Source organism: Pseudomonas sp. NPDC087185 (assembly GCF_044744955.1).
Taxonomy (GTDB): Bacteria; Pseudomonadota; Gammaproteobacteria; order Pseudomonadales; family Pseudomonadaceae; genus Aquipseudomonas.
In genome coordinates, this window is record NZ_JBIUZK010000003.1 from 584,574 (window position 1) to 603,395 (window position 18,822).

Sequence of the window (18,822 nt, forward strand, 5' to 3'; positions counted from 1 at the left end):
CGGCCAGTAGGCTCAGTGAAAATCCCGGCTACGAACATCCAGCCCTTGCAGCAACGGGCTGACATCTTCCAGCCGCCGCGCAATCAGGTGCCGAACGCCGTTTTGCTGCTCCAGCCGCCCACTCACCTTGAGCAGTTGCGACCCCACCAGCGCCCGCCGCTGCCGCTCGGCCAGTTCGCGCCAGACCACCACATTGACCATGCCGAACTCATCTTCAAGGGTAACGAAGGTCACTCCACTGGCCGTCTGCGGCCGCTGCCGCCCCACCACCAGCCCGGCCACGGCAAGCGCATCGCCATGCTCGACGTCCGCCAGCTCGCGCGAACTGCGACAACCCAGCGCCCGCAAGCGCGGACGCAACAACGTCAATGGATGTGGGCCGAGCGTCGTGCCCAGGGTTTGGTAATCGGCCACCAGGTCCTCGCCAACGGTCGGCGCAGGCAATGCCACGGCCACCTCAGGTACCGCCTCGACCTCGGCAAACAACGGTAACTGCGCCTGCACGGCAGCCACCTGCCAACGTGCCTGGTGGCGGTCGCGAGCCAGGGCCCGTAAAGCGCCGGCATCGGCCAGGCAAGCACGGGCCCTCCTATCCAGGCTGGCACGCAAGCACAAGTCTTCGACATCGCGCCACGGCCTGACCGCCCTCGCCTCTTCCAACCGCCGGGCATCGGCTTCGGCGAAACCGCGAATCTGCCGCAACCCCAGGCGAATGGCCAAGCGACCCTCTGCGACAGGCTCCAGGGTGCAATCCCACTGGCTATGGAGCACATCCACCGGCCGCACCTCGATCTCCTGACGCCGCGCCTCCTGCAGCAGTTGGTCGGGGCTGTAGAACCCCATCGGCCAGCTGTTGATCAGTGCGCAGGTGAAGATCGCCGGCTCATGGCATTTGAGCCAGCTGCTGGCATAACACAGCAGGGCAAAACTGGCCGCGTGCGACTCGGGGAAGCCGTAGCTGCCAAAGCCTTTGATCTGCTCGAAGATGCGCTCGGCAAAGGCCAGGTCGTAACCATTGCGCAGCATGCCCTGGACCAGCCGCTCGCGGTGTGGTTCCAGGCCGCCATGGCGCTTCCAGGCGGCCATGCTGCGGCGCAGTTGGTCGGCCTCGCCGGGGCTGTAGTCGGCGGCGACCATGGCCAGCTCCATCACCTGCTCCTGGAACAACGGCACCCCCAAGGTGCGTTCGAACACCTCCTTGAGCTTGAGCGATGGGTAGGTGACAGGCTCCTGCTTCAGCCGCCTGCGCAGGTAGGGGTGCACCATGTCACCCTGGATCGGCCCCGGGCGCACGATGGCCACCTCGATCACCAGATCGTAGAAGGTCGTAGGCTTGAGCCGCGGCAGCATGGCCATTTGCGCCCGCGATTCGATCTGGAACACCCCCATGGTTTCGGCGCGGCTGATCATCGCGTAGGTGGCCGGGTCTTCACTGGGGATGGTCGCCAGGGTCAGGTGCCGGCCACGGTGGTGTTGCAGCAGGTCGAAACAGCGGCGCAAGGCGCTGAGCATGCCCAGGGCGAGCACATCCACCTTGAGCAGGCCGACCATGTCCAGGTCGTCCTTGTCCCACTGGATGACCGTGCGCTCAGCCATGGCGGCGTTCTCCACCGGTACAAGATGGTCCAGTGGCTGTTCGGAGATGACGAAACCCCCGGGGTGCTGGGACAGGTGACGCGGGAAGCCGATCAGTTGCGCCGCCAGCACCAGGATGCGCCGCAACGAAGGGCTGCCTGGCTCGAAGCCGGCCTCGAGCAGGCGTTGCTCATCCGGGATGCGATCGCTCCAGCGGCCGCAGCATTTGGCCAGGGCATCCACCTGATCGGCGGGCAAGCCAAGCACGCGCGCCACATCACGTACCGCGCCGGCAGCGTGGTAGGTGTTGACCACGGCGGTGAGCGCTGCGCGGTGCCGGCCATAACGGCGGAACACGTACTGGATCACTTCTTCGCGGCGGTCGTGCTCGAAGTCCACGTCGATATCCGGTGGCTCGTTGCGCTCACGGGACAAGAAACGTTCGAACAGCAGCCGATGCTCCATCGGGTCGAGTTCGGTGATGCCAAGCACGAAGCACACCACCGAGTTGGCCGCCGAGCCTCGGCCCTGGCAGAGGATGTGCTGGCTGCGGGCAAAGGCGACGATATCGTGCACGGTCAGGAAGTAGCTCTCGTAACCCAGTTCCTCGATCAGCGCGAGTTCTTTCGTCAGCACTTCCCGCACCTTGTCGCTCGGCCCCGACGGCCAGCGCAGCGGCAGGCCACGCTCGCACAGCTCGCGCAACCAGCTGCCAGGTGTTTGGCCCTCTGGCACCAGCTCACGCGGGTACTGGTATTGCAATTCGCCCAGGTCGAACTGGCAACGCTCGGCAATGCTGAGGGTTTCTGCCATCAAGTCGGGCGGATAAAGCTCGGCCAGTTGTTCCAGTGTGCGCAGGTGGCGCTCGCCATTGGCGAACAGGAAACGCCCAGCCTCGGCGACGCTGCAGTGCTGGCGGATGGCGGTCATGCAATCCTGCAAGGCACGCCGGCCCCGAACATGCATATGCACGTCGCCACAGGCCACGGCGCGGATGCCCAACTGCTTCGCCAGGCCGCGCAGTTGAGCAAGGTGATTGTCGTCATCGCTGCCGCGATGCAGCTGCACGCCCAGCCATAGCCGCTCGCCAAACAAGGCCTGCAACCATTGGCCCGGTGCCGGGTCGCTGGGCGCCTCGGCAAGCCACAACGCCAGCAGCCCTTGGTGGTGCTGAAGCAGGTCGTCGCTGAACAACTGGTAATCGCCCTTCTGCGCACGCCTTCGCGCGCGGGTGATCAAGGCACACAGGTTCTGGTAACCCGTGAGGTTCTCCACCAGCAGCACCAGTCTCGGGCCATCCTGGAGGCGCACTTCACTGCCTACGATCAAGCGCAACTGCTGCGACTTGGCCGCCTGCCATGCACGTACGATACCGGCCAGGGTGCACTCATCAGTAATAGCCAGGGCTTGGTAGCCCTGCTCCCGCGCGCGCTGGAACAACTCCTCGGCGCTGGAAGCACCGCGCTGGAAACTGAAGTTGGACAAGCACTGCAGTTCGGCGTAGCCCGGCGTGCTCATGCGAACCAACCCTGCAGCCACAGCGGGCCGGGTTGCGCGAGGTCGCGATAGGCCCAACCACGTAGGCCTTCGCGGGTTTCGATGCGGTAGTAGTCGCGGCGTACGTCGCCGCCATCCCACCAGCCCGACTCGATGCGCTCGGCCTGCCCAAGCAGCGTGTGGCCGTTGGTATCCAGCGCCTTAGGCTGGGCCAGCAGCCAGCCAGGGCGGCTCCCGTGCACCCCTGGCTGGCTGCTTCGAGCGCCTTGATCGGCGAGCTGCCAGGCGCATTCGGGGCGGTGGTCGGCTTCGGCGCGCAGGCCCTTGACCGCCTCGTCGCCCAGGCGCGCACGCAAGCGCTCGCGCAATTGCTCCCAAGGCTGGGCTTGCTGGGCACGTGGGTCGAACAAGGCCTGGTGCTGGGGCACGAACGGTGGCAAGTCTTCGGCGACCAGGCGCAGATTGCGCACCGGCGCCGGGATGCGCAGCGGTTCCAGACGACCACGTGCCAGCTCGAACAACATCGCCGCATCACGCTCGGCAGCCAGCAGGCCAACCTGCAACAAGGTGTCCGGCCCATCGGCGTGCTCCAGGTGCAGGCAGAAGCGCTGGACGCCGCAATCACGCCCGGCCAGAAAGGCAGCCAGGTCGTTGAGCATGCGCCGCAGCGGGAACAGCAGCGCCTGGTGCGATTCGACGTCGAAATTGAGCGCCAGCCGCGATTCGAAGCGGTCCGGCGGTTGGTAAAAATCCAGCCCCAAGGTGCGCAGGCCAAGCAACTGGTCCAGGTGCAGTTGCACCTGCGCGCAGAAACGCCTGGCCAAGGCATCGCGCGGCAGGGCAAGCACCTGGCCCAGCTGATGCAGGCCCATGCGGGCAAAAGCCTCGGCCGACACCTTGGGCAGCCCCACCCGCGCGATAGGCATCCGCGCCAGCGCAGCGCGGGTTTGCTCGGCACACGTCAGCGCCAGGCCATCATGACCGTTGGCAAGCATGCGCGCCGCCACCGGGTTGGTGGCCAGGACGATGCGCTGGCGCAAGCCAAGTGCTGCCAGCTCCTCACGCAGTCGCGCCTCGAACAACGGCCATGGGCCGAACAGTTGCAGGCTGGAGCCCACCTCCAGCAGCACGGCGCGTGGGTAGTGCAGGCTGACCTGGGCACTGTAGCGATAGGCCCAGGCCGCGAGCAGTTGTTGCAACTGTTCGATACGTGCAGGGTCGGCTTCGACGCAGTTGAACCCGTCGGCCAGCGCGCGCGCGGCCGTCAGGGTTTGCCCGGCGCGCAAGCCGAGCGCTGCCGCAGCCGGGTTGACGGCCTGCAACACCCGACGCTGCACCGGCCCGCCGATCAGTACCAGCGGTGCATCGGCACCGTCGCGCTCGCGCAGGATCGCGTCCAGCGCCAGCTGCGGCAGGAGAATGCAGGCCCAGAGCATGCTGCATCAGCCCCGCCCAGGGCAGGCGATAGCAGTCGCCGGGGGCATACCCCCCCGGCACTTGAGCACACGCCATTGCGCGGGCCGGGTGTCGATGGCGATACGCAGCGCAGCCGGCGAAGGGTTGTGCGCGGCCTGCTGTGGTCGGCAGGCAAACGCCAGCGCCTGGCCCGTTTCAGCCGCCACCTGCAGCCGCCGCAGAGCACGATCATCGGCACGCTCCGGCCAGCACAACACGGCAGCGCAACTGCCAGAACGCAGGCATTGTTCGGCAGCCCAGAGCACGTCGGCCTGTTCGGCATCGACCTGGACCAGCCAGCGCAAATCAACGCCCGCCGCTTGCCAGGCTGGCGCGAAAGGTATGAACGGGGGTGCGACGAGCACCACGCGCCCGCCTTCGGCGGTCAGCCGAGCCAAGGTGGGCCATAGCAATTGCAGCTCGCCGCAGCCGGGGCTTGCCAGCAGCAACTCGCTGAGCGCCGCTACAGGCCAGCCGCCGTCCGGCAGCCGTTGGTCAAGCACGGCATGGCCCGTTGGCTGCAACCCGCTCGGCCGCGCCTGGGCCTGCCGACCGCGCCAGACCTGGCGCTGATCCAGCAGCCGATCGAGATCGACTACCGCGCCCATCAGTCACGCCTCAACAGGCCGCAGAACACGCCTTCGATGAAGAACTCGCGCTCGGGCCCGACATCGATCGGCGCATAGGCCGGGTTGCGCGGCAACAGCCGGTAGCCGCCGGCTTGGCGTTGCAGGCGCTTGATCGTGACTTCACCGTCCAGGCGCGCGACGACGATCTGGCCGTCACGCGCATCACCCTGCTGGCGGATACCCACCAGGTCACCGTCGAAGATGCCGTCATCGACCATCGAATCGCCGCGCACCTTGAGCAGATAGTCCGGCGTCCGGCGGAACAGGCTGGGGTCAAGCAGCAGTTGCTCGTGGATCCCCAGGTCGGGGCCGATGGGGGCACCTGCCGCCACCTGGCCGAGCACCGGCACTTCGAGGATTTCAGGGCGGCGCAGTGGCTCGGCCAGGCGAATGCCCCGCGCCTGGTTGGGCGTGACGTCGATGTAGCCGGCCTGACACAGCGCGGTGATGTGCTTGCGCGCCACGCTGCGCGAGGCGAAACCGAAGCGGCTGGCGATGTCGGCCAGGCTCGGTGGCTGGCCGTGGTCGGTAATCCGTTCGCGAATGAACGCGAGGATTGCCTGGCGTTTGGGAGTCAGAGTGTTCATGGAGCACATTTGTACTCTTTTTAGAGCACACTGAACAGCCCCCTTCATCGTCCGGTTTCGCTATCATCCCCAGGCTTTTGTTTCTTCAATACCTGGATACCTGATGCTGACTGCCCTGCTGTTCGATCTCGATGGAACCTTGACCGACACCGACACCCTGCATTTGCAGGCTTTCCGCCAATTGCTGCACGAATACGATGGCCGTGAACTGACCCAGCAACAATTCGATGCCCAAGTCAGTGGCCGAGCCAATGGCGAATTGTTTGCCGAGCTGTTTCCACAAGCCGATGAGGCGCAATGCCAGGCATTGGCCGAGCGCAAGGAGGCGTTGTTCCGTGAACTGGCGCCCGAGCTCAAGCCGATGCCCGGGCTGTTGCGCCTGCTGGACCATGCCCAGGCCTGGGATGTGGGGGTGTGCGTGGTGACCAATGCCCCCCGGTTGAATGCCGAGCACATGCTCAACGCCATGGGGCTGGGGGCACGGTTCGAGCACGTGCTGGTGGCCGAGGAGCTGGCGCGGCCCAAGCCCGACCCACTGCCCTACCTGACCGGGCTGCAATGCTTGGAGGCTTTGGCCGGCGAGGCGCTGGCGTTTGAGGACTCGCTGCCCGGGGTGGCTGCGGCGAGCGGCGCCGGGATCTTCACCGTGGGCATCGCCACCACCCAGACGCCGGAGCGCTTGATGGCAGCCGGGGCGCGGCTGGTGGTGAACGACTTCAATGACCTGCGATTGTGGGAACTGATCGAAACCCTGCACGGTTGAGGCCCTCCAACCCTGCACCTGACTGGCAAATTGTTTAAGGCTGGGGCGATACCCGTGCCAGCCTTTTGAAATGGCCATACAGCCAACTACCGTTTGTCGCACGCGCGCTGACGCTGTCGAATCCTTACCCTCGCCATTCGACCATGGACTGAACCCCCTCGCGGAGTCAGTCCCATGAGCACCCCCGATGCAAAACACGTTATCGTCTCGCGCGATCAATGGCTGGCCGCCCGCCGCCAACTCTGGTTGCACGAAAAGGCCTTCACCCACCAGCGCGACGAACTGGCCGCTGCCCGTCGCGCGCTGCCCTGGGTCAAGGTTGAGCAACCCTACCGCTTCCACGGCCCGGACGGTGAACTGGCCTTGGCCGACCTGTTCGCCGGGCGTAGCCAGTTGCTGGTCTATCACTTCATGTTCGCCGAAGGCTGGAGCGAAGGTTGCCCTGGCTGCTCGTTCCTCGCCGACCACTTCGACGGTGCCAACCTGCATTTGGCCCATCACGACGTCTCGCTGGTGGCCGTGTCGCGCGCGCCCTACCCCGAGTTCCAGGCATTTCGCCAACGCATGGGCTGGCGCTTCCCCTGGTACTCGTCGAGCGGCAGCGGCTTCAATGAAGACCTTGGCGTGAGTGTCGGCAACCAAGGCGCGCGGCAATACAACTACGCGCCCTATAGCGGCGATGAGAGCGAACTACCGGGCTTGAGCGCTTTCTACCGTGACCACGACGGCGCGGTCTATCACACCTATTCCACCTATGCCCGCGGGCTGGACATACTGGTCAATACCTACAACTTCCTCGACCTTGCGCCGTTGGGGCGCAACGAACAAGGCACCATGGACTGGGTGCGGCATCACGATCGCTACGAAGGGCAAACCGGGAAGCCGCACTGCTGCCATGAGTGATCGAGTCAGCCCCTCACACCCAGCATGCCGCGCTCGACGATGAAGTCGATCACCGCCTGTAGGCCTTCGCCTTTCTTCAGGTTGCTGAAGGTCCACGGGCGCTGCGGGCGCATGCGCTGGGTATCGCGCTCCATCACCTCCAGCGAAGCACCGACATAAGGTGCCAGGTCGGTCTTGTTGATCACCAGGAAGTCCGACTTGGTGATGCCGGGGCCGCCCTTGCGTGGGATCTTCTCGCCTTCTGCGACGTCGATGACGTAGATGGTCAGGTCGGCCAGTTCCGGGCTGAACGTGGCGCTGAGGTTGTCACCGCCGCTTTCCACGAAGATCACTTCGAGGTTACCGAACTTACGCGCCAGCCCCTCCACGGCAGCCAGGTTCATCGAGGCATCTTCGCGGATGGCGGTGTGCGGGCAGCCGCCGGTCTCGACGCCGACGATGCGCTCGGGCTCCAGGGCGCCGGCCTCGGTGAGGATGCGCTGGTCTTCCTTGGTATAGATGTCATTGGTGACCACGGCGATCTGGTAGTGATCACGCATGGCCTTGCACAGGCATTCGAGCAGCGCGGTCTTGCCGGAGCCGACCGGGCCGCCGACACCGACGCGCAGGGGTTGCTGATAGCTTTGCATGTTGGCAGTCCTCAAGAACGGAACAAACGGGTGTATTGGGTTTCGTGACGTGATGAAGCAATGGCCAGCAGCGGCAGGCCGCCGCCGAGCTGATCGTCGCCAAGGGCCAAGGCCTGATCGATGACCTCGGGCAACGTTTCGCCCAGGTCACGCAGCAGCGTCTGGGCCGCCTGCTGGCCGAACGGCACCAGCTTGACCCCGGCCATCACCGCCCCCTCCAGCCAGGCGAAGGCATGCCCAAGGGCCAGCTGGCGCAGCGGGATCGACCAGTGCACGGCCAGCCAAGCCATGCCGCCCAGCTGGCTGAGTTCGAGGCTGTTGCGCCAGGCCGGGTCCTGGCCCAGTTGCCAACCATCGAGCAAGCGCGCCAGGGCCGCGCCCCGCTGCTGCTCTTCCAGGCGTAGCTCGGCGGTTTCGCGGTTGGCCAGCAGAAAGCGGCTCCAGCGCGCAAACGCCTCGGCATCGTTGGCCTGACAGGCGTAGTAGAGGCGCGCCAGGAGCGGCCAATCCAGGTAAGCGAGGGTGTCGTGCATCTGCTCGCGCTGCCAGGCGCTGAAGCCTTCGATGTCACGCACCCAGCCAGCCTCCACGGCCCACTCCAGGCCTTGCGAGTAGGTGAAGCCTCCCACCGGCAGGCCGGGGCTGGCCAGCTGCAGTAGGCGCAACAGTGCCAGGTCGCTGTTCATCAACCGGCCAGCACCAGGGCGGCACCGGCCAGCAGGCCGCCACCGAAGGCTTTCTGCAGGCCACTGTGGCGGCGCAGCAGGCAGCCGACCGCAAAGCCCACTACCAGCAGCAGACCGCTGACGGTGACGAAGCCGGCGCTGAACAGCCAGAAGGCGCTGGGCGTGGCTTCCACGCCATGCGCCCAGCCATGGAACAGGGCAAATACCGGCATCGCCAAGGCCAGCAGCGCCTGGCGGCTGGGCAGCAGCACAGCGGCAGCAGCCACCAGCACGGACACGGCGATGACGGTTTCCATGCCCAGCACGCCGCCGAACAGGTGGCCAGCCACGGCGCCCGCGAACATGGCTGCCAGGGTCGCCAGCGGCAGGCTCAGGTTGCGTCGGGTCAAGGCAGCCAGCACGCCGGTGCCCAGCAGCATCAGCAGGTGGTCAAGGCCGGTCAGCGGGTGCAGCAGGCCGTCGTGCAGCGGGTTGCTGTCATGGCCTGGGTGGGCGAAGGCCGGCAGTGCGACCATCAGCAAGACAAGGGCGAGCGTCTTTTTCATTGTGGGTTCCTAGGGGCAGTTCAGGAATGGGCTGGCAGGCGCACGAACGGATGGTCGTTGGCGTGGCCATGGCTGTGGCCGTGCGGAGCGCTCTGGTAGGCCCCGGCTTCTGGCTCGAACGGCGCCTGCTCGGCCTCCACGGTCAAGCCCAGGCCCCGCAGCATGTCGTCCAGCACGTAGTCGTGCTGGTAGCGCAGCAGGCCGGGCTCGATCTGCAGCGGTACGTGGCGGTTGCCCAGGTGGTAGGCGGCGCGCGCCAGCAGGTGCGGGTCGCTGCAGCGCACCGTCGACACTGCTTCCGGTGCCGCAAGCACGCGCACCACCTGGCTGCCGCTGGCGTCGGCGAGCAGCTCGCCGCCGCGCAGCAGGTGGCCGCGTTCGAGCATCAGGCCGGCCTCGCGGCCATCGTCGAGGGTTACCCGCAGGCGGCTCTTGATGCGGCTGTCGACGTCCAGGGTCACACTGCCGGTGATCGTGTCGGATTCAGCGATGCGGCGGTTCAGGACAATCATCTTCACTCCTTCAGAACAGGAAATAACGCTGGGCCAGCGGCAGTTCGCGGGCCGGTTCACAGACCAGCAATTCACCGTCGGCACGCACCTGGTAGGTCTGCGAATCGACTTCGATCACCGGTTGCAAGGTGTTGTGGACCATGTCGGCCTTGCGCACGCGACGGCAGCCGTGGGCCACGCCGATCAGGCTCTGCAGCCCCAGTTCCTGGGCCAGGCCTCGGTCCATGGCGGCCTGGGGCAGGAAGGTCATGCGCGTGGCATGGCGGGCCGCGCCCAGGGCGCCGAACATCGGCCGGTAGTGCACCGGCTGTGGCGTTGGGATCGAGCCGTTGATGTCGCCCATGGGCGCGGTGACGATCATCCCACCCTTGATGACCAGGGCCGGCTTGACCGCAAAGAACGCCGGCGCCCACAGCACCAGGTCGGCCAGCTTGCCGACCTCTACCGAGCCGACTTCATGGGCGATGCCATGGGTCAGCGCCGGGTTGAGGGTGTACTTGGCGATGTAGCGCTTGACCCGGAAGTTGTCGCTGTAGCTGCTGTCCGGCGCCAGTGGGCCGCGGCGCACTTTCATCTGGTGCGCGACCTGCCAGGTGCGCAGCACCACTTCGCCGACCCGGCCCATGGCCTGCGAGTCGGACGAGGTCATGGCGAAGGCGCCCATGTCGTGGAGGATGTCCTCGGCAGCAATGGTTTCGCGGCGGATGCGCGACTCGGCAAAGGCCACGTCCTCGGCGATGCTCGGGTCCAGGTGGTGGCAGACCATGAGCATGTCCAGGTGCTCGTCGACCGTGTTGACCGTGTACGGCAGGGTCGGGTTGGTTGACGACGGCAGCACGTTGGCCTGCCCCGCCGCACGGATGATGTCCGGCGCATGGCCGCCGCCGGCGCCTTCGGTGTGGAAGGTATGGATGGTGCGGTCGCCGATGGCGGCCAGGGTGTCTTCGATGCAGCCGGATTCGTTGAGGGTATCGGTGTGGATCGCCACCTGGATATCCATCTCCTCGGCCACGCCCAGGCAACAGTCGATGGCGGCCGGGGTCGAACCCCAGTCTTCATGCAGCTTGAGCCCTACCGCTCCCGCGGCGATCTGCTCGCGCAGCGCCTCGGGGCGCGAGGCATTGCCCTTGCCCAGCAGGCCAATGTTGATCGGCAGGCAGTCGGCAGCCTGGAGCATCCGCGCCAGGTACCACGGGCCAGGGGTACACGTGGTGGCATTGGTGCCCGTGGCCGGCCCGGTGCCACCGCCGATGAAGGTGGTGACGCCACTGGTCAGCGCTTCTTCCACCTGTTGCGGACAGATGAAGTGGATGTGCGAGTCGATGCCGCCGGCGGTGACGATCTTGCCTTCGGCCGCGATCACTTCGGTGCCGGGGCCGACGGGAACGGTGACACCCGGCTGCACGTCAGGGTTACCGGCTTTGCCGATGGCGGCGATACGCCCGTGCTTGACGCCGATGTCGGCCTTGACGATGCCCCAGTGGTCGATGATCAGGGCGTTGGTGAGCACCAGGTCCATGGCCTCGGCGGCGAGCATCTGGCCCTGCCCCATACCATCGCGGATCACCTTGCCGCCGCCGAACTTGACCTCTTCGCCATAGACGGTGAAATCCTTCTCCACCTCCACCCACAGCGCGGTGTCGGCCAGGCGCACCCGGTCGCCGACGGTGGGGCCGAACATGTCGGCATAGGCGCGGCGTGAAATACGGCTCATGCCCTGCCCTCCAGTGCGCCCATCACCTTGCCCTGGAAGCCGTAGACCTCGCGTTTGCCCGCATAGGCCACCAGCTGCACGGTACGTGATTGGCCGGGTTCGAAGCGCACGGCGGTGCCTGCCGGGATGTCGAGGCGAAAGCCGCGGCTCGGCTCGCGATCAAACACCAGCGCGTCGTTGACTTCATAAAAGTGGTAATGCGAACCGACCTGCACCGGCCGGTCGCCATGGTTGGCAACGCTGACGCTGACCGTTTCACGGCCGACGTTGAGTTCGATGTCGCCGGCGGCGGTCTGGATTTCACCTGGGATCATGCTGGGCTCCTCGGCCAAGTCAGACGATGGGGTCATGCACGGTCACCAGCTTGGTGCCGTCGGGGAACGTGGCCTCGACCTGCACGTCATGGAGCATCTCGGGCACACCGTCCATGACCTGCTCGCGGCCGATCACTTCGCGGCCCAGGCTCATCAGCTCAGCCACCGTGCGGCCATCGCGGGCGCCTTCGAGCACTGCGGCACTGATCAACGCCACCGCTTCCGGGTAGTTGAGCTTGAGGCCACGGGCCAAGCGCCGTTCCGCCAGCAGCGCGGCGGTGAACAGCAGCAGTTTGTCTTTCTCTCTTGGGGTCAGCTCCATGGCGCTCTCTCAGGTGGCCCAGATGCGCGGCGGGCACGCCGGCAGGCCGAGAACGGCCGGCCGCAGCACGTGCCAGAGGCGCTGCAGGGTGTGTTGCAAGTGTTGGTTGTCGTGGTCGAGCAGGCGGATCACCAGCAGCGAACCGAGCAGGGTCGCGCCTGCGGGCGTGTCGAGTTCATCGAGCAGGGGCCGCACCTGTTCCAGTACGGACGGGTCTGCCGGGTATGCGCAAAAAGTCGCGAGCAGCGGGTGCCCGCCGAGTTTGTCGAGTTGGCCGCCGATGATGCGCAGGCGCTCGTGCAAGCCGGGGTCGTCAGGCAGTTCGATACACAGGCGGCTGTCCAGGGCGCCCTGTTCGAAACGTTCGCCCATTACCGGGCGCCCGAGGCACAGGGTTTCCCAGGCCAGCAAACGGGCGCCGGGCTCGAGGGTGAAGCGGCTGTCGAGGCTGGCACGGGCGCCGGAAAAGAAAATGCTGTCCTGTGGCAGCCACTCCAGTGTGCTGCCAGCTTGCAGGTGAAAGCGCTGGGTCAGCCATGCGGTAGGGCCAATGCTGCGGTAGAACTTGCTGGCACCCGGCATGGTCAGCAGCGCATGGCTGCCGGGTTCCAGGTGAATATCCAGCTCCAGGCGGTCACCGGCGACGATGCCGCCAGGCGGGTGCAGCACATAAACGTGGCACGGTGCGCCTTCTGGGTAGAACGGGCGCTGCACCAAAAGCGGGCCGAAATGCCGACGCGCACCAAGGCGGGTCACGCCACTGCGTTCGACGAAGCGCAACTGCAAGTGGGCGCTCCAGCCTGCGTCCTGTTCAGTGTGTTCGAGGCGCTCTGCCAGCAACATCCTATAGCCCCTGATATTCGTGGCCCGGCGGCCGTTACGAGCATCAGCGCAAGGCACCGATGTGCTGCAGGCCTGACCACTCGATCAAATTCGATTGGCTGGGATATAGCAGTTTGCGGGCCAACTACGCAGGTGAAGGCGCATGAAATATTTTCGCAGAGGCTCTGGCATGGGGCATACCGGCAGATTACGCACGATACGAGGGCGGGACTGGGCCCTGTTTCGGTGCTCAGCCACCCCGGCATCGCCAGACGCCGCACAAGACAGCCAGCCGGCACAAACCGTAGACTGCGACCTCGTTACCTATCGCCCACGGCCAAGGAATCGCCATGCCCCTCGCCCCTGCCATCCCCGTTCTGCGCATCTTCTCGGTCGACAAGGCCAAGGAGTTCTACCTCGATTTCCTCGGCTTCAGCCTGGACTGGGAGCACCGCTTCAGCCCGGACCTGCCGCTGTATGCGCAAATCCACCGCGACGGGCTGATCCTGCACTTGAGCGAGCATCACGGCGACGCCTGCCCAGGCTCGACTGTATTCGCCCGCACCGAGGATTTGCTGGCGCTGGAGCGCGAGTTGCTGGATAAACAGTACGGCTACGCGCGCCCGCAGGCCGAGCGCGTCGACTGGGGCCTGCAGATGCAGATCCGCGACCCGTTCGGCAACTTGCTGCGCTTCTGCCAGCAGATCGACGACGAGGCCACGCAATGAAAGCCCTGGGCAAACGCGAACTGGCGCGCCTCGAGCGCGAACTGGTCGCCTGCCTGACGGATGCCTGCGAAACCGCCAAGGCAGAAATTGTCGGGTTCCGCTGGTTGACTCACCGCCTGGACCCTGACGAATTTCCAACCAGCCTGCGCATTACCTGGGTGTTCGAGCGCGAAGCCGACAAGGCCGCGGCGCTTGCGGGCGACACCAAGGCACGCATGGTCAAGTTGACCTGCCAGGCGCTTGACGAGGCCGGTGTCAGCCTTGATCACCCCGCATGGCATGTGCGCTTTGACAGTGAAGAAGCCTGCGCACGCAGCCACGCCGGCGACTGGAACCGGCGATTGCAGGGGCGCTGATGCCAACAACCCTCGGAAATCCGGCAGATAGCGGCCAATTCGTGACTGGCCGTTCCCGATCCGCGACGGATGTATTATCGTGGCGAGGTGCGCATATAACAGCAGCCCGAGCGATCGGGCACCTGCAAGACAATCGAGGGTGTCATGAGTAACGAAAGCATTAACTGGGACAAGCTGGGTTTCGACTACATCAAGACCGACAAACGCTACCTGTCCGTATGGCGCAATGGTGAGTGGGACAAAGGCACCCTGACTGAAGACAACGTGCTGCACATCAGTGAAGGCTCCACGGCCCTGCACTATGGCCAGCAGTGCTTCGAAGGCCTCAAGGCCTATCGTTGCAAGGACGGCTCGATCAACCTGTTCCGCCCTGACCAGAACGCCGCCCGCATGCAGCGCAGCTGCGCGCGCCTGCTGATGCCGCACGTGCCGACCGATGTGTTCATCGAGGCGTGCAAGCAAGTGGTCAAGGCCAACGAGAAGTTCGTCCCGCCGCACGGCAAGGGCGCTCTGTACCTGCGCCCGTTCGTGATCGGTACCGGCGACAACATCGGCGTGCGCACCGCCCCTGAGTTCATCTTCTCGGTATTCGCCATCCCGGTTGGCTCGTACTTCAAAGGTGGCATGAAGCCGCACAACTTCCAGATCTCCAGCTTCGACCGTGCGGCCCCGCAAGGTACCGGCGCGGCCAAGGTCGGCGGCAACTACGCTGCCAGCTTGCAGCCGGGCGCTGAAGCCAAGAAAGCCAACTTCGCCGACGCCATCTACCTCGATCCGCTGACCCACACCAAGATCGAGGAAGTCGGTTCGGCCAACTTCTTCGGCATCACGGCCAACAACGAATTCGTCACTCCGAAATCGGCGTCGGTACTGCCAGGCATCACCCGCCTGTCGCTGATGGAACTGGCGTCCTCGCGCCTGGGCCTGACCGTGATCGAAGGCGATGTCGAAATCAACAAACTCGACCGCTTCATCGAAGCCGGTGCCTGCGGCACTGCCGCCGTGATCACCCCGATCGGTGGCATCGAGTTCAACGGCAAGCTGCACGTGTTCCACGACCTGGAAAAAGTCGGCCCCGTCACCCAGAAGCTCTACAACGAGCTGACCGGCATCCAGAGCGGCGACGTCGAAGCGCCAGCCGGCTGGATCGTCAAGGTCGTCTGAGCGGCCGCGCCACGCTGAAAAACGGGGCATGCCAGACGCTGGCATGCCCCGTTTTGTTTTCAGGCGGTGGTAGATGAATTTTTCTTAAATCGCCGTTTGGCTATTCTTTGGCACAATCAAGTCTCCCATAGACGCCCAGGAACGAGCATGCCACGCGTACTGACCATCGAAGACGACGCCGTCACCGGCCAGGAAATCGTCGCCGAACTTTCCAGCCACGGTCTGGATGTGGATTGGGCCGACAATGGCCGCGAAGGCCTGGCCAAGGCTATTGCCGGCGGCTACGACCTGATCACCCTGGACCGCATGCTGCCCGAAGTCGATGGCCTGACGATCGTCACCACCCTGCGCAATCTGAAAATCGCCACGCCGATTCTGATGATCAGTGCCCTGTCCGATGTCGATGAGCGCGTGCGTGGCCTGCGCGCCGGCGGCGATGATTACCTGACCAAGCCGTTCGCCTCCGACGAAATGGCCGCCCGGGTCGAAGTGCTGCTGCGGCGCAACAGCGTGCCGATGACCCAGACCCGCCTGCAGGTTGCCGACCTGCAGCTGGACCTGATCAGCCACGAAGCCCGCCGCGGCGAGCAGACGCTCAACCTGCTGCCGACCGAGTACAAACTGCTGGAATACCTGATGCGCCACAGCGGCCAGGTGATCACCCGGATGATGATCTTCGAGGAAGTCTGGGGCTACCACTTCGACCCCGGTACCAACCTGATCGACGTGCACATCGGCCGCCTGCGCAAGAAGATCGATTCCCCCGGGCAGTCGCCGCTGATCCGTACCGTACGGGGCTCCGGCTATGCCATTGCTGAACCCGTCTAAGGGCTGGAGCTCCTCGACCAGCCGCCTGCTGGCGCTGTACAGCTTCCTCTTCGTGGCCTGGAGCAGCATCCTCATGGGGGTGCTGTACTTTGAGGTTTCCAGTTACCTGAACAAGCTCACCCGCCACTCGATGCTGCAGCGCCAGCACCTGTTCGCGCACATGAGCGGCAAGCAACTGGACGACGCCCTGATCGCCAGCCAGGCATTCGAGGAGCGCGCCTTCGACGCCTACGGCCTGTTCGATGCACAGCTCAACCCGATCGGCGGGCGCATCCGTGCCATTCCGCCGGAGCTTGGCATGGACGGCAAGGTGCATGAACTCAAGCGCTGCCTGGACGCCGATGACCCGCACATGCCGCGTGACAGCTGCGATGCGGTTGCGATCAAGGTGCAGGATGGCCGCTGGCTGGTGCTCTTTCGCGACAATGGCTCGCTGTTCGTGGTGACCCGCATCATCCTAGATGCGTTGCTGTGGGGCATCTCCCTGACTTTGATACCAGGTTTTGCCGGCTGGTACCTGCTGCGACGCAGGCCGCTCAAGCGCATCCGCGCGATTCAGGCCCAAGCCGAGCTGATTGTCGCCGGTGACCTGACCCATCGCCTGCCGCTGTCGGCGCGGCGTGACGAACTGGACATGCTGGCCGCTATCGTCAACGCCATGCTCGACCGTATCGAACGGCTGATGCACGAGGTCAAAGGCGTGTGCGACAACATTGCCCACGACCTGCGCACGCCGCTGACCCGCCTGCGCGCGCAGCTGTACCGCATTCGCCAGCAAAGCGCGGTGGACTCACCACAAGCCGAGGCGCTGGACCAGGCGATTGGCGAAACCGATACCCTGATGGCGCGTTTTCGCGGGTTATTGCGCATCAGTGAGCTGGAGGACCGCCAGCGTCGAGCCGGCTTCGTTCAGCTGGACCCGCATGATTTGCTGGTGGAGTTGCACGATTTTTACCTGCCGCTGGCCGAAGACGGCAGCATTCGCCTGAACCTGCAGCAGCCTGCGCAATTGCCGGCATTGCATGGGGACCGTGAGTTACTCTTCGAGGCATTGGCCAACCTGGTGGGCAATGCCATCAAGTTCACGCCTGAAGGCGGACGGGTGGGCATCACGGCGAGCCAGGATGATGCGGGCGTGCATATTGCCATCGAGGACAGTGGGCCGGGGATTCCCGAAGAAGAGCGAACTGCAGTGCTGAAGCGGTTCTATCGCAGCGAGGAAGGCCACCGCCATGCGGGGTTCGGGCTGGGGTTGTCGATCGTTGCGGCGATCGTCGACCTGCATGGGTTTGGGCTGGAGATTGGCGAAAGTGAGTTGGGTGGGGCGAAGCTGGTGTTGCATTGCCCGCTGGCTGGGCCCGTCAAGTAAAGCCCGGGGCCGCAAAGCGGCCCCAGCTGCATCAGTCAGTCAGCCAGACGCCAGGTAGTCGCACCCTTGCTGTCTTCCAGCACCACGCCCATGGCGGTCAGCTGGTCACGGATACGGTCGGACTCGGCCCAGTTCTTGTCTGTCCGCGCCTGCAGGCGCGCCTGGATCAAGGCTTCGACTTCAGCCGCATCGACCTTGCCTTCAGCCCCTGCACGCAGGAAATCATCGGCCTCCAGCTGCAGCACACCCAGCACATCACCCAGCTCACGCAGGCGACCGGCCAGGCCAGCAGCAGCCTCCGGGTCGCTGTCGCGTAGGCGGTTGATCTCGCGCACCAGGTCGAACAGCACGGCGCAGGCTTCCGGGGTGCCGAAGTCATCGTTCATCGCCACGCTGAAACGCTCTACAAACGCCTCGCCACCCTTGGCCGCCACGCGCGGCAGGCCGCGCAGTGCGTGATAGAACCGCTCGAGGGCGCCCTTGGCATCACGCAGGCTGTCTTCGGAGTAGTTGATGGCGCTGCGGTAGTGGCTGGCCACCAGCAGGTAACGCACCACCTCCGGGTGGTACACATCGAGCACGTCACGGATGGTGAAGAAGTTGTTCAACGACTTGGACATCTTCTCGCCATTGATACGGATCATGCCGCAGTGCATCCAGGCGTTGGCGTATTGCTTGCCAGTGGCCGCTTCGCTCTGCGCGATCTCGTTCTCGTGATGCGGGAACTCCAGGTCGCTGCCGCCACCGTGGATGTCGAAGCTCTCGCCCAGGCAGCAGGTGGACATCACCGAGCACTCGATATGCCAGCCCGGACGGCCCGGGCCCCACGGCGAATCCCAGTAGGGCTCGCCCGGCTTGACGCCCTTCCACAGCACGAAGTCGAGCGGGTCTTGCTTGGCTTCGTCGACTTCGATGCGGGCACCGATGCGCAGGTCTTCGATTTTCTTGCGCGACAGCTTGCCGTAGCCGACGAACTTGCCGACGCGGTAGTACACGTCGCCATTGCCCGGTGCGTAGGCGTAACCCTTGTCGATCAAGGTCTGGATCATCGCGTGCATGCCGGCGATATGGTCGGTGGCACGCGGCTCCAGGTCCGGTTTGAGGATGTTCAGGCGGCGCTCGTCCTCGTGCATCGCATCGATCATGCGGGCGGTCAGCGCGTCGAACGTTTCGCCGTTCTCGTTGGCCCGGTTGATGATCTTGTCGTCGATGTCGGTGATGTTGCGCACGTAGGTCAGCTCATAGCCGCTCTTGCGCAGCCAGCGGGTGACCAGGTCGAAGGCCACCATGCTGCGGCCGTGGCCCAGGTGGCAGTAGTCGTACACGGTCATGCCGCAGACGTACATGCGCACCTTGTTGCCATCGAGCGGCTTGAAGGCTTCCTTGGTTTTGCTCAGCGTGTTGTAGATGGTAAGCACGGCGGT

Annotated in this window: 20 protein-coding genes; 7 read left to right on the plus strand and 13 right to left on the minus strand. The window is 65.1% G+C overall.

Annotated elements, in window-relative coordinates; all coding sequences use genetic code 11:
• Positions 1–12: 12 nt before the first annotated feature.
• The 4 genes from ACIPIJ_RS12945 to lexA are packed head-to-tail and all read right to left on the minus strand — an operon-like array spanning position 13 to position 5,752.
• Positions 13–3,093 carry an error-prone DNA polymerase gene (locus ACIPIJ_RS12945; RefSeq protein ID WP_401077057.1) on the minus strand — a complete coding sequence of 1,027 codons (3,081 nt, stop codon included), beginning with the start codon at positions 3,091–3,093 and terminating at the stop codon, positions 13–15.
• Positions 3,090–4,508, minus strand: coding sequence for a Y-family DNA polymerase (locus ACIPIJ_RS12950; RefSeq protein ID WP_401077059.1), 1,419 nt, complete (start codon positions 4,506–4,508; stop codon positions 3,090–3,092). Before ACIPIJ_RS12950 ends, ACIPIJ_RS12945 begins: the two co-directional genes overlap by 4 nt.
• A gap of 6 nt (positions 4,509–4,514) precedes the next feature.
• Positions 4,515–5,135 carry a translesion DNA synthesis-associated protein ImuA gene (gene imuA, locus ACIPIJ_RS12955; protein WP_401077061.1) on the minus strand — a complete coding sequence of 207 codons (621 nt, stop codon included), beginning with the start codon at positions 5,133–5,135 and terminating at the stop codon, positions 4,515–4,517.
• The gene (lexA, locus tag ACIPIJ_RS12960) at positions 5,135–5,752 is read right to left on the minus strand and encodes a transcriptional repressor LexA (protein ID WP_401077062.1); all 618 of its coding nucleotides are present in this window, start codon (positions 5,750–5,752) and stop codon (positions 5,135–5,137) included. Before lexA ends, imuA begins: the two co-directional genes overlap by 1 nt.
• A 94-nt stretch (positions 5,753–5,846) precedes the next feature.
• Here lexA and ACIPIJ_RS12965 point away from each other — a divergent pair, with 94 nt between their 5' ends.
• Both ACIPIJ_RS12965 and ACIPIJ_RS12970 read left to right on the plus strand, forming a co-directional pair.
• Entirely contained in the window at positions 5,847–6,506 is a 660-nt protein-coding gene (locus ACIPIJ_RS12965) for an HAD family hydrolase (protein WP_401077064.1), read from the plus strand.
• Positions 6,507–6,680: 174 nt separating this feature from the next.
• Positions 6,681–7,409: a DUF899 domain-containing protein gene (locus tag ACIPIJ_RS12970; protein ID WP_401077065.1), complete on the plus strand. Its 729-nt coding sequence runs from the start codon at positions 6,681–6,683 to the stop codon at positions 7,407–7,409.
• A gap of 5 nt (positions 7,410–7,414) precedes the next feature.
• Here the strand turns inward: ACIPIJ_RS12970 and ureG are convergent, their stop codons facing one another.
• The 8 genes from ureG to ACIPIJ_RS13010 are packed head-to-tail and all read right to left on the minus strand — an operon-like array spanning position 7,415 to position 12,974.
• Complete coding sequence (gene ureG, locus ACIPIJ_RS12975) at positions 7,415–8,038, minus strand: urease accessory protein UreG (RefSeq protein ID WP_008093751.1); 624 nt, start codon at positions 8,036–8,038, stop codon at positions 7,415–7,417.
• An 11-nt stretch (positions 8,039–8,049) separates the two neighbouring features.
• Complete coding sequence (locus tag ACIPIJ_RS12980) at positions 8,050–8,724, minus strand: urease accessory protein UreF (protein WP_401077067.1); 675 nt, start codon at positions 8,722–8,724, stop codon at positions 8,050–8,052.
• Entirely contained in the window at positions 8,724–9,269 is a 546-nt protein-coding gene (locus ACIPIJ_RS12985; protein ID WP_401077068.1) for a HupE/UreJ family protein, read from the minus strand. The genes ACIPIJ_RS12980 and ACIPIJ_RS12985 overlap by 1 nt, the downstream gene beginning before the upstream one ends.
• A 20-nt stretch (positions 9,270–9,289) precedes the next feature.
• Positions 9,290–9,781 carry an urease accessory protein UreE gene (gene ureE / locus ACIPIJ_RS12990; protein WP_401077070.1) on the minus strand — a complete coding sequence of 164 codons (492 nt, stop codon included), beginning with the start codon at positions 9,779–9,781 and terminating at the stop codon, positions 9,290–9,292.
• Positions 9,782–9,791: 10 nt separating this feature from the next.
• Entirely contained in the window at positions 9,792–11,495 is a 1,704-nt protein-coding gene (ureC, locus tag ACIPIJ_RS12995) for an urease subunit alpha (RefSeq protein WP_401077072.1), read from the minus strand.
• Positions 11,492–11,809 (minus strand): urease subunit beta, encoded by a 318-nt coding sequence (locus ACIPIJ_RS13000; protein WP_401077568.1) that lies wholly within the window; start codon positions 11,807–11,809, stop codon positions 11,492–11,494. Before ACIPIJ_RS13000 ends, ureC begins: the two co-directional genes overlap by 4 nt.
• Positions 11,810–11,828: 19 nt before the next feature.
• Positions 11,829–12,131: an urease subunit gamma gene (locus ACIPIJ_RS13005; protein ID WP_012314275.1), complete on the minus strand. Its 303-nt coding sequence runs from the start codon at positions 12,129–12,131 to the stop codon at positions 11,829–11,831.
• Positions 12,132–12,140: 9 nt separating this feature from the next.
• On the minus strand, positions 12,141–12,974 hold the full coding sequence (locus ACIPIJ_RS13010; RefSeq protein WP_401077074.1) for an urease accessory protein UreD: 834 nt from the start codon (positions 12,972–12,974) through the stop codon (positions 12,141–12,143).
• Between the two features lie 329 nt (positions 12,975–13,303).
• Here ACIPIJ_RS13010 and ACIPIJ_RS13015 point away from each other — a divergent pair, with 329 nt between their 5' ends.
• The 5 genes from ACIPIJ_RS13015 to ACIPIJ_RS13035 all read left to right on the plus strand — a co-directional run bounded on the left by ACIPIJ_RS13015 (position 13,304) and on the right by ACIPIJ_RS13035 (position 17,398).
• The gene (locus tag ACIPIJ_RS13015) at positions 13,304–13,681 is read left to right on the plus strand and encodes a glyoxalase superfamily protein (protein ID WP_401077076.1); all 378 of its coding nucleotides are present in this window, start codon (positions 13,304–13,306) and stop codon (positions 13,679–13,681) included.
• Complete coding sequence (locus tag ACIPIJ_RS13020; protein WP_401077078.1) at positions 13,678–14,037, plus strand: hypothetical protein; 360 nt, start codon at positions 13,678–13,680, stop codon at positions 14,035–14,037. Before ACIPIJ_RS13015 ends, ACIPIJ_RS13020 begins: the two co-directional genes overlap by 4 nt.
• Before the next feature lie 144 nt (positions 14,038–14,181).
• Complete coding sequence (locus ACIPIJ_RS13025) at positions 14,182–15,201, plus strand: branched-chain amino acid aminotransferase (protein ID WP_401077080.1); 1,020 nt, start codon at positions 14,182–14,184, stop codon at positions 15,199–15,201.
• Positions 15,202–15,348: 147 nt separating this feature from the next.
• Entirely contained in the window at positions 15,349–16,029 is a 681-nt protein-coding gene (locus ACIPIJ_RS13030) for a response regulator transcription factor (protein ID WP_400803408.1), read from the plus strand.
• On the plus strand, positions 16,007–17,398 hold the full coding sequence (locus tag ACIPIJ_RS13035) for a sensor histidine kinase (protein ID WP_401077081.1): 1,392 nt from the start codon (positions 16,007–16,009) through the stop codon (positions 17,396–17,398). Before ACIPIJ_RS13030 ends, ACIPIJ_RS13035 begins: the two co-directional genes overlap by 23 nt.
• A gap of 35 nt (positions 17,399–17,433) precedes the next feature.
• Here ACIPIJ_RS13035 and cysS read toward each other — a convergent pair whose 3' ends face one another.
• On the minus strand, positions 17,434–18,816 hold the full coding sequence (cysS, locus tag ACIPIJ_RS13040) for a cysteine--tRNA ligase (protein ID WP_401077083.1): 1,383 nt from the start codon (positions 18,814–18,816) through the stop codon (positions 17,434–17,436).
• Positions 18,817–18,822 lie beyond the last annotated feature (6 nt).

Coding starts and splice junctions, on each gene's coding strand:
- ACIPIJ_RS13000 (WP_401077568.1), bottom strand. CDS start 11,809: ATGATCCCAGGTGAAATCCAGACCGCCGCCGGCGACATCGAACTCAAC.
- ACIPIJ_RS12945 (WP_401077057.1), bottom strand. CDS start 3,093: ATGAGCACGCCGGGCTACGCCGAACTGCAGTGCTTGTCCAACTTCAGT.
- lexA (WP_401077062.1), bottom strand. CDS start 5,752: ATGTGCTCCATGAACACTCTGACTCCCAAACGCCAGGCAATCCTCGCG.
- ureE (WP_401077070.1), bottom strand. CDS start 9,781: ATGATTGTCCTGAACCGCCGCATCGCTGAATCCGACACGATCACCGGC.
- ACIPIJ_RS13035 (WP_401077081.1), top strand. CDS start 16,007: ATGCCATTGCTGAACCCGTCTAAGGGCTGGAGCTCCTCGACCAGCCGC.
- imuA (WP_401077061.1), bottom strand. CDS start 5,135: ATGGGCGCGGTAGTCGATCTCGATCGGCTGCTGGATCAGCGCCAGGTC.
- ACIPIJ_RS12950 (WP_401077059.1), bottom strand. CDS start 4,508: ATGCTCTGGGCCTGCATTCTCCTGCCGCAGCTGGCGCTGGACGCGATC.
- ACIPIJ_RS13015 (WP_401077076.1), top strand. CDS start 13,304: ATGCCCCTCGCCCCTGCCATCCCCGTTCTGCGCATCTTCTCGGTCGAC.
- ACIPIJ_RS13020 (WP_401077078.1), top strand. CDS start 13,678: ATGAAAGCCCTGGGCAAACGCGAACTGGCGCGCCTCGAGCGCGAACTG.
- ureC (WP_401077072.1), bottom strand. CDS start 11,495: ATGAGCCGTATTTCACGCCGCGCCTATGCCGACATGTTCGGCCCCACC.
- ACIPIJ_RS12985 (WP_401077068.1), bottom strand. CDS start 9,269: ATGAAAAAGACGCTCGCCCTTGTCTTGCTGATGGTCGCACTGCCGGCC.
- ACIPIJ_RS12965 (WP_401077064.1), top strand. CDS start 5,847: ATGCTGACTGCCCTGCTGTTCGATCTCGATGGAACCTTGACCGACACC.
- ACIPIJ_RS13005 (WP_012314275.1), bottom strand. CDS start 12,131: ATGGAGCTGACCCCAAGAGAGAAAGACAAACTGCTGCTGTTCACCGCC.
- ACIPIJ_RS13025 (WP_401077080.1), top strand. CDS start 14,182: ATGAGTAACGAAAGCATTAACTGGGACAAGCTGGGTTTCGACTACATC.
- ACIPIJ_RS13030 (WP_400803408.1), top strand. CDS start 15,349: ATGCCACGCGTACTGACCATCGAAGACGACGCCGTCACCGGCCAGGAA.
- ACIPIJ_RS12970 (WP_401077065.1), top strand. CDS start 6,681: ATGAGCACCCCCGATGCAAAACACGTTATCGTCTCGCGCGATCAATGG.
- ACIPIJ_RS12980 (WP_401077067.1), bottom strand. CDS start 8,724: ATGAACAGCGACCTGGCACTGTTGCGCCTACTGCAGCTGGCCAGCCCC.
- ureG (WP_008093751.1), bottom strand. CDS start 8,038: ATGCAAAGCTATCAGCAACCCCTGCGCGTCGGTGTCGGCGGCCCGGTC.
- ACIPIJ_RS13010 (WP_401077074.1), bottom strand. CDS start 12,974: ATGTTGCTGGCAGAGCGCCTCGAACACACTGAACAGGACGCAGGCTGG.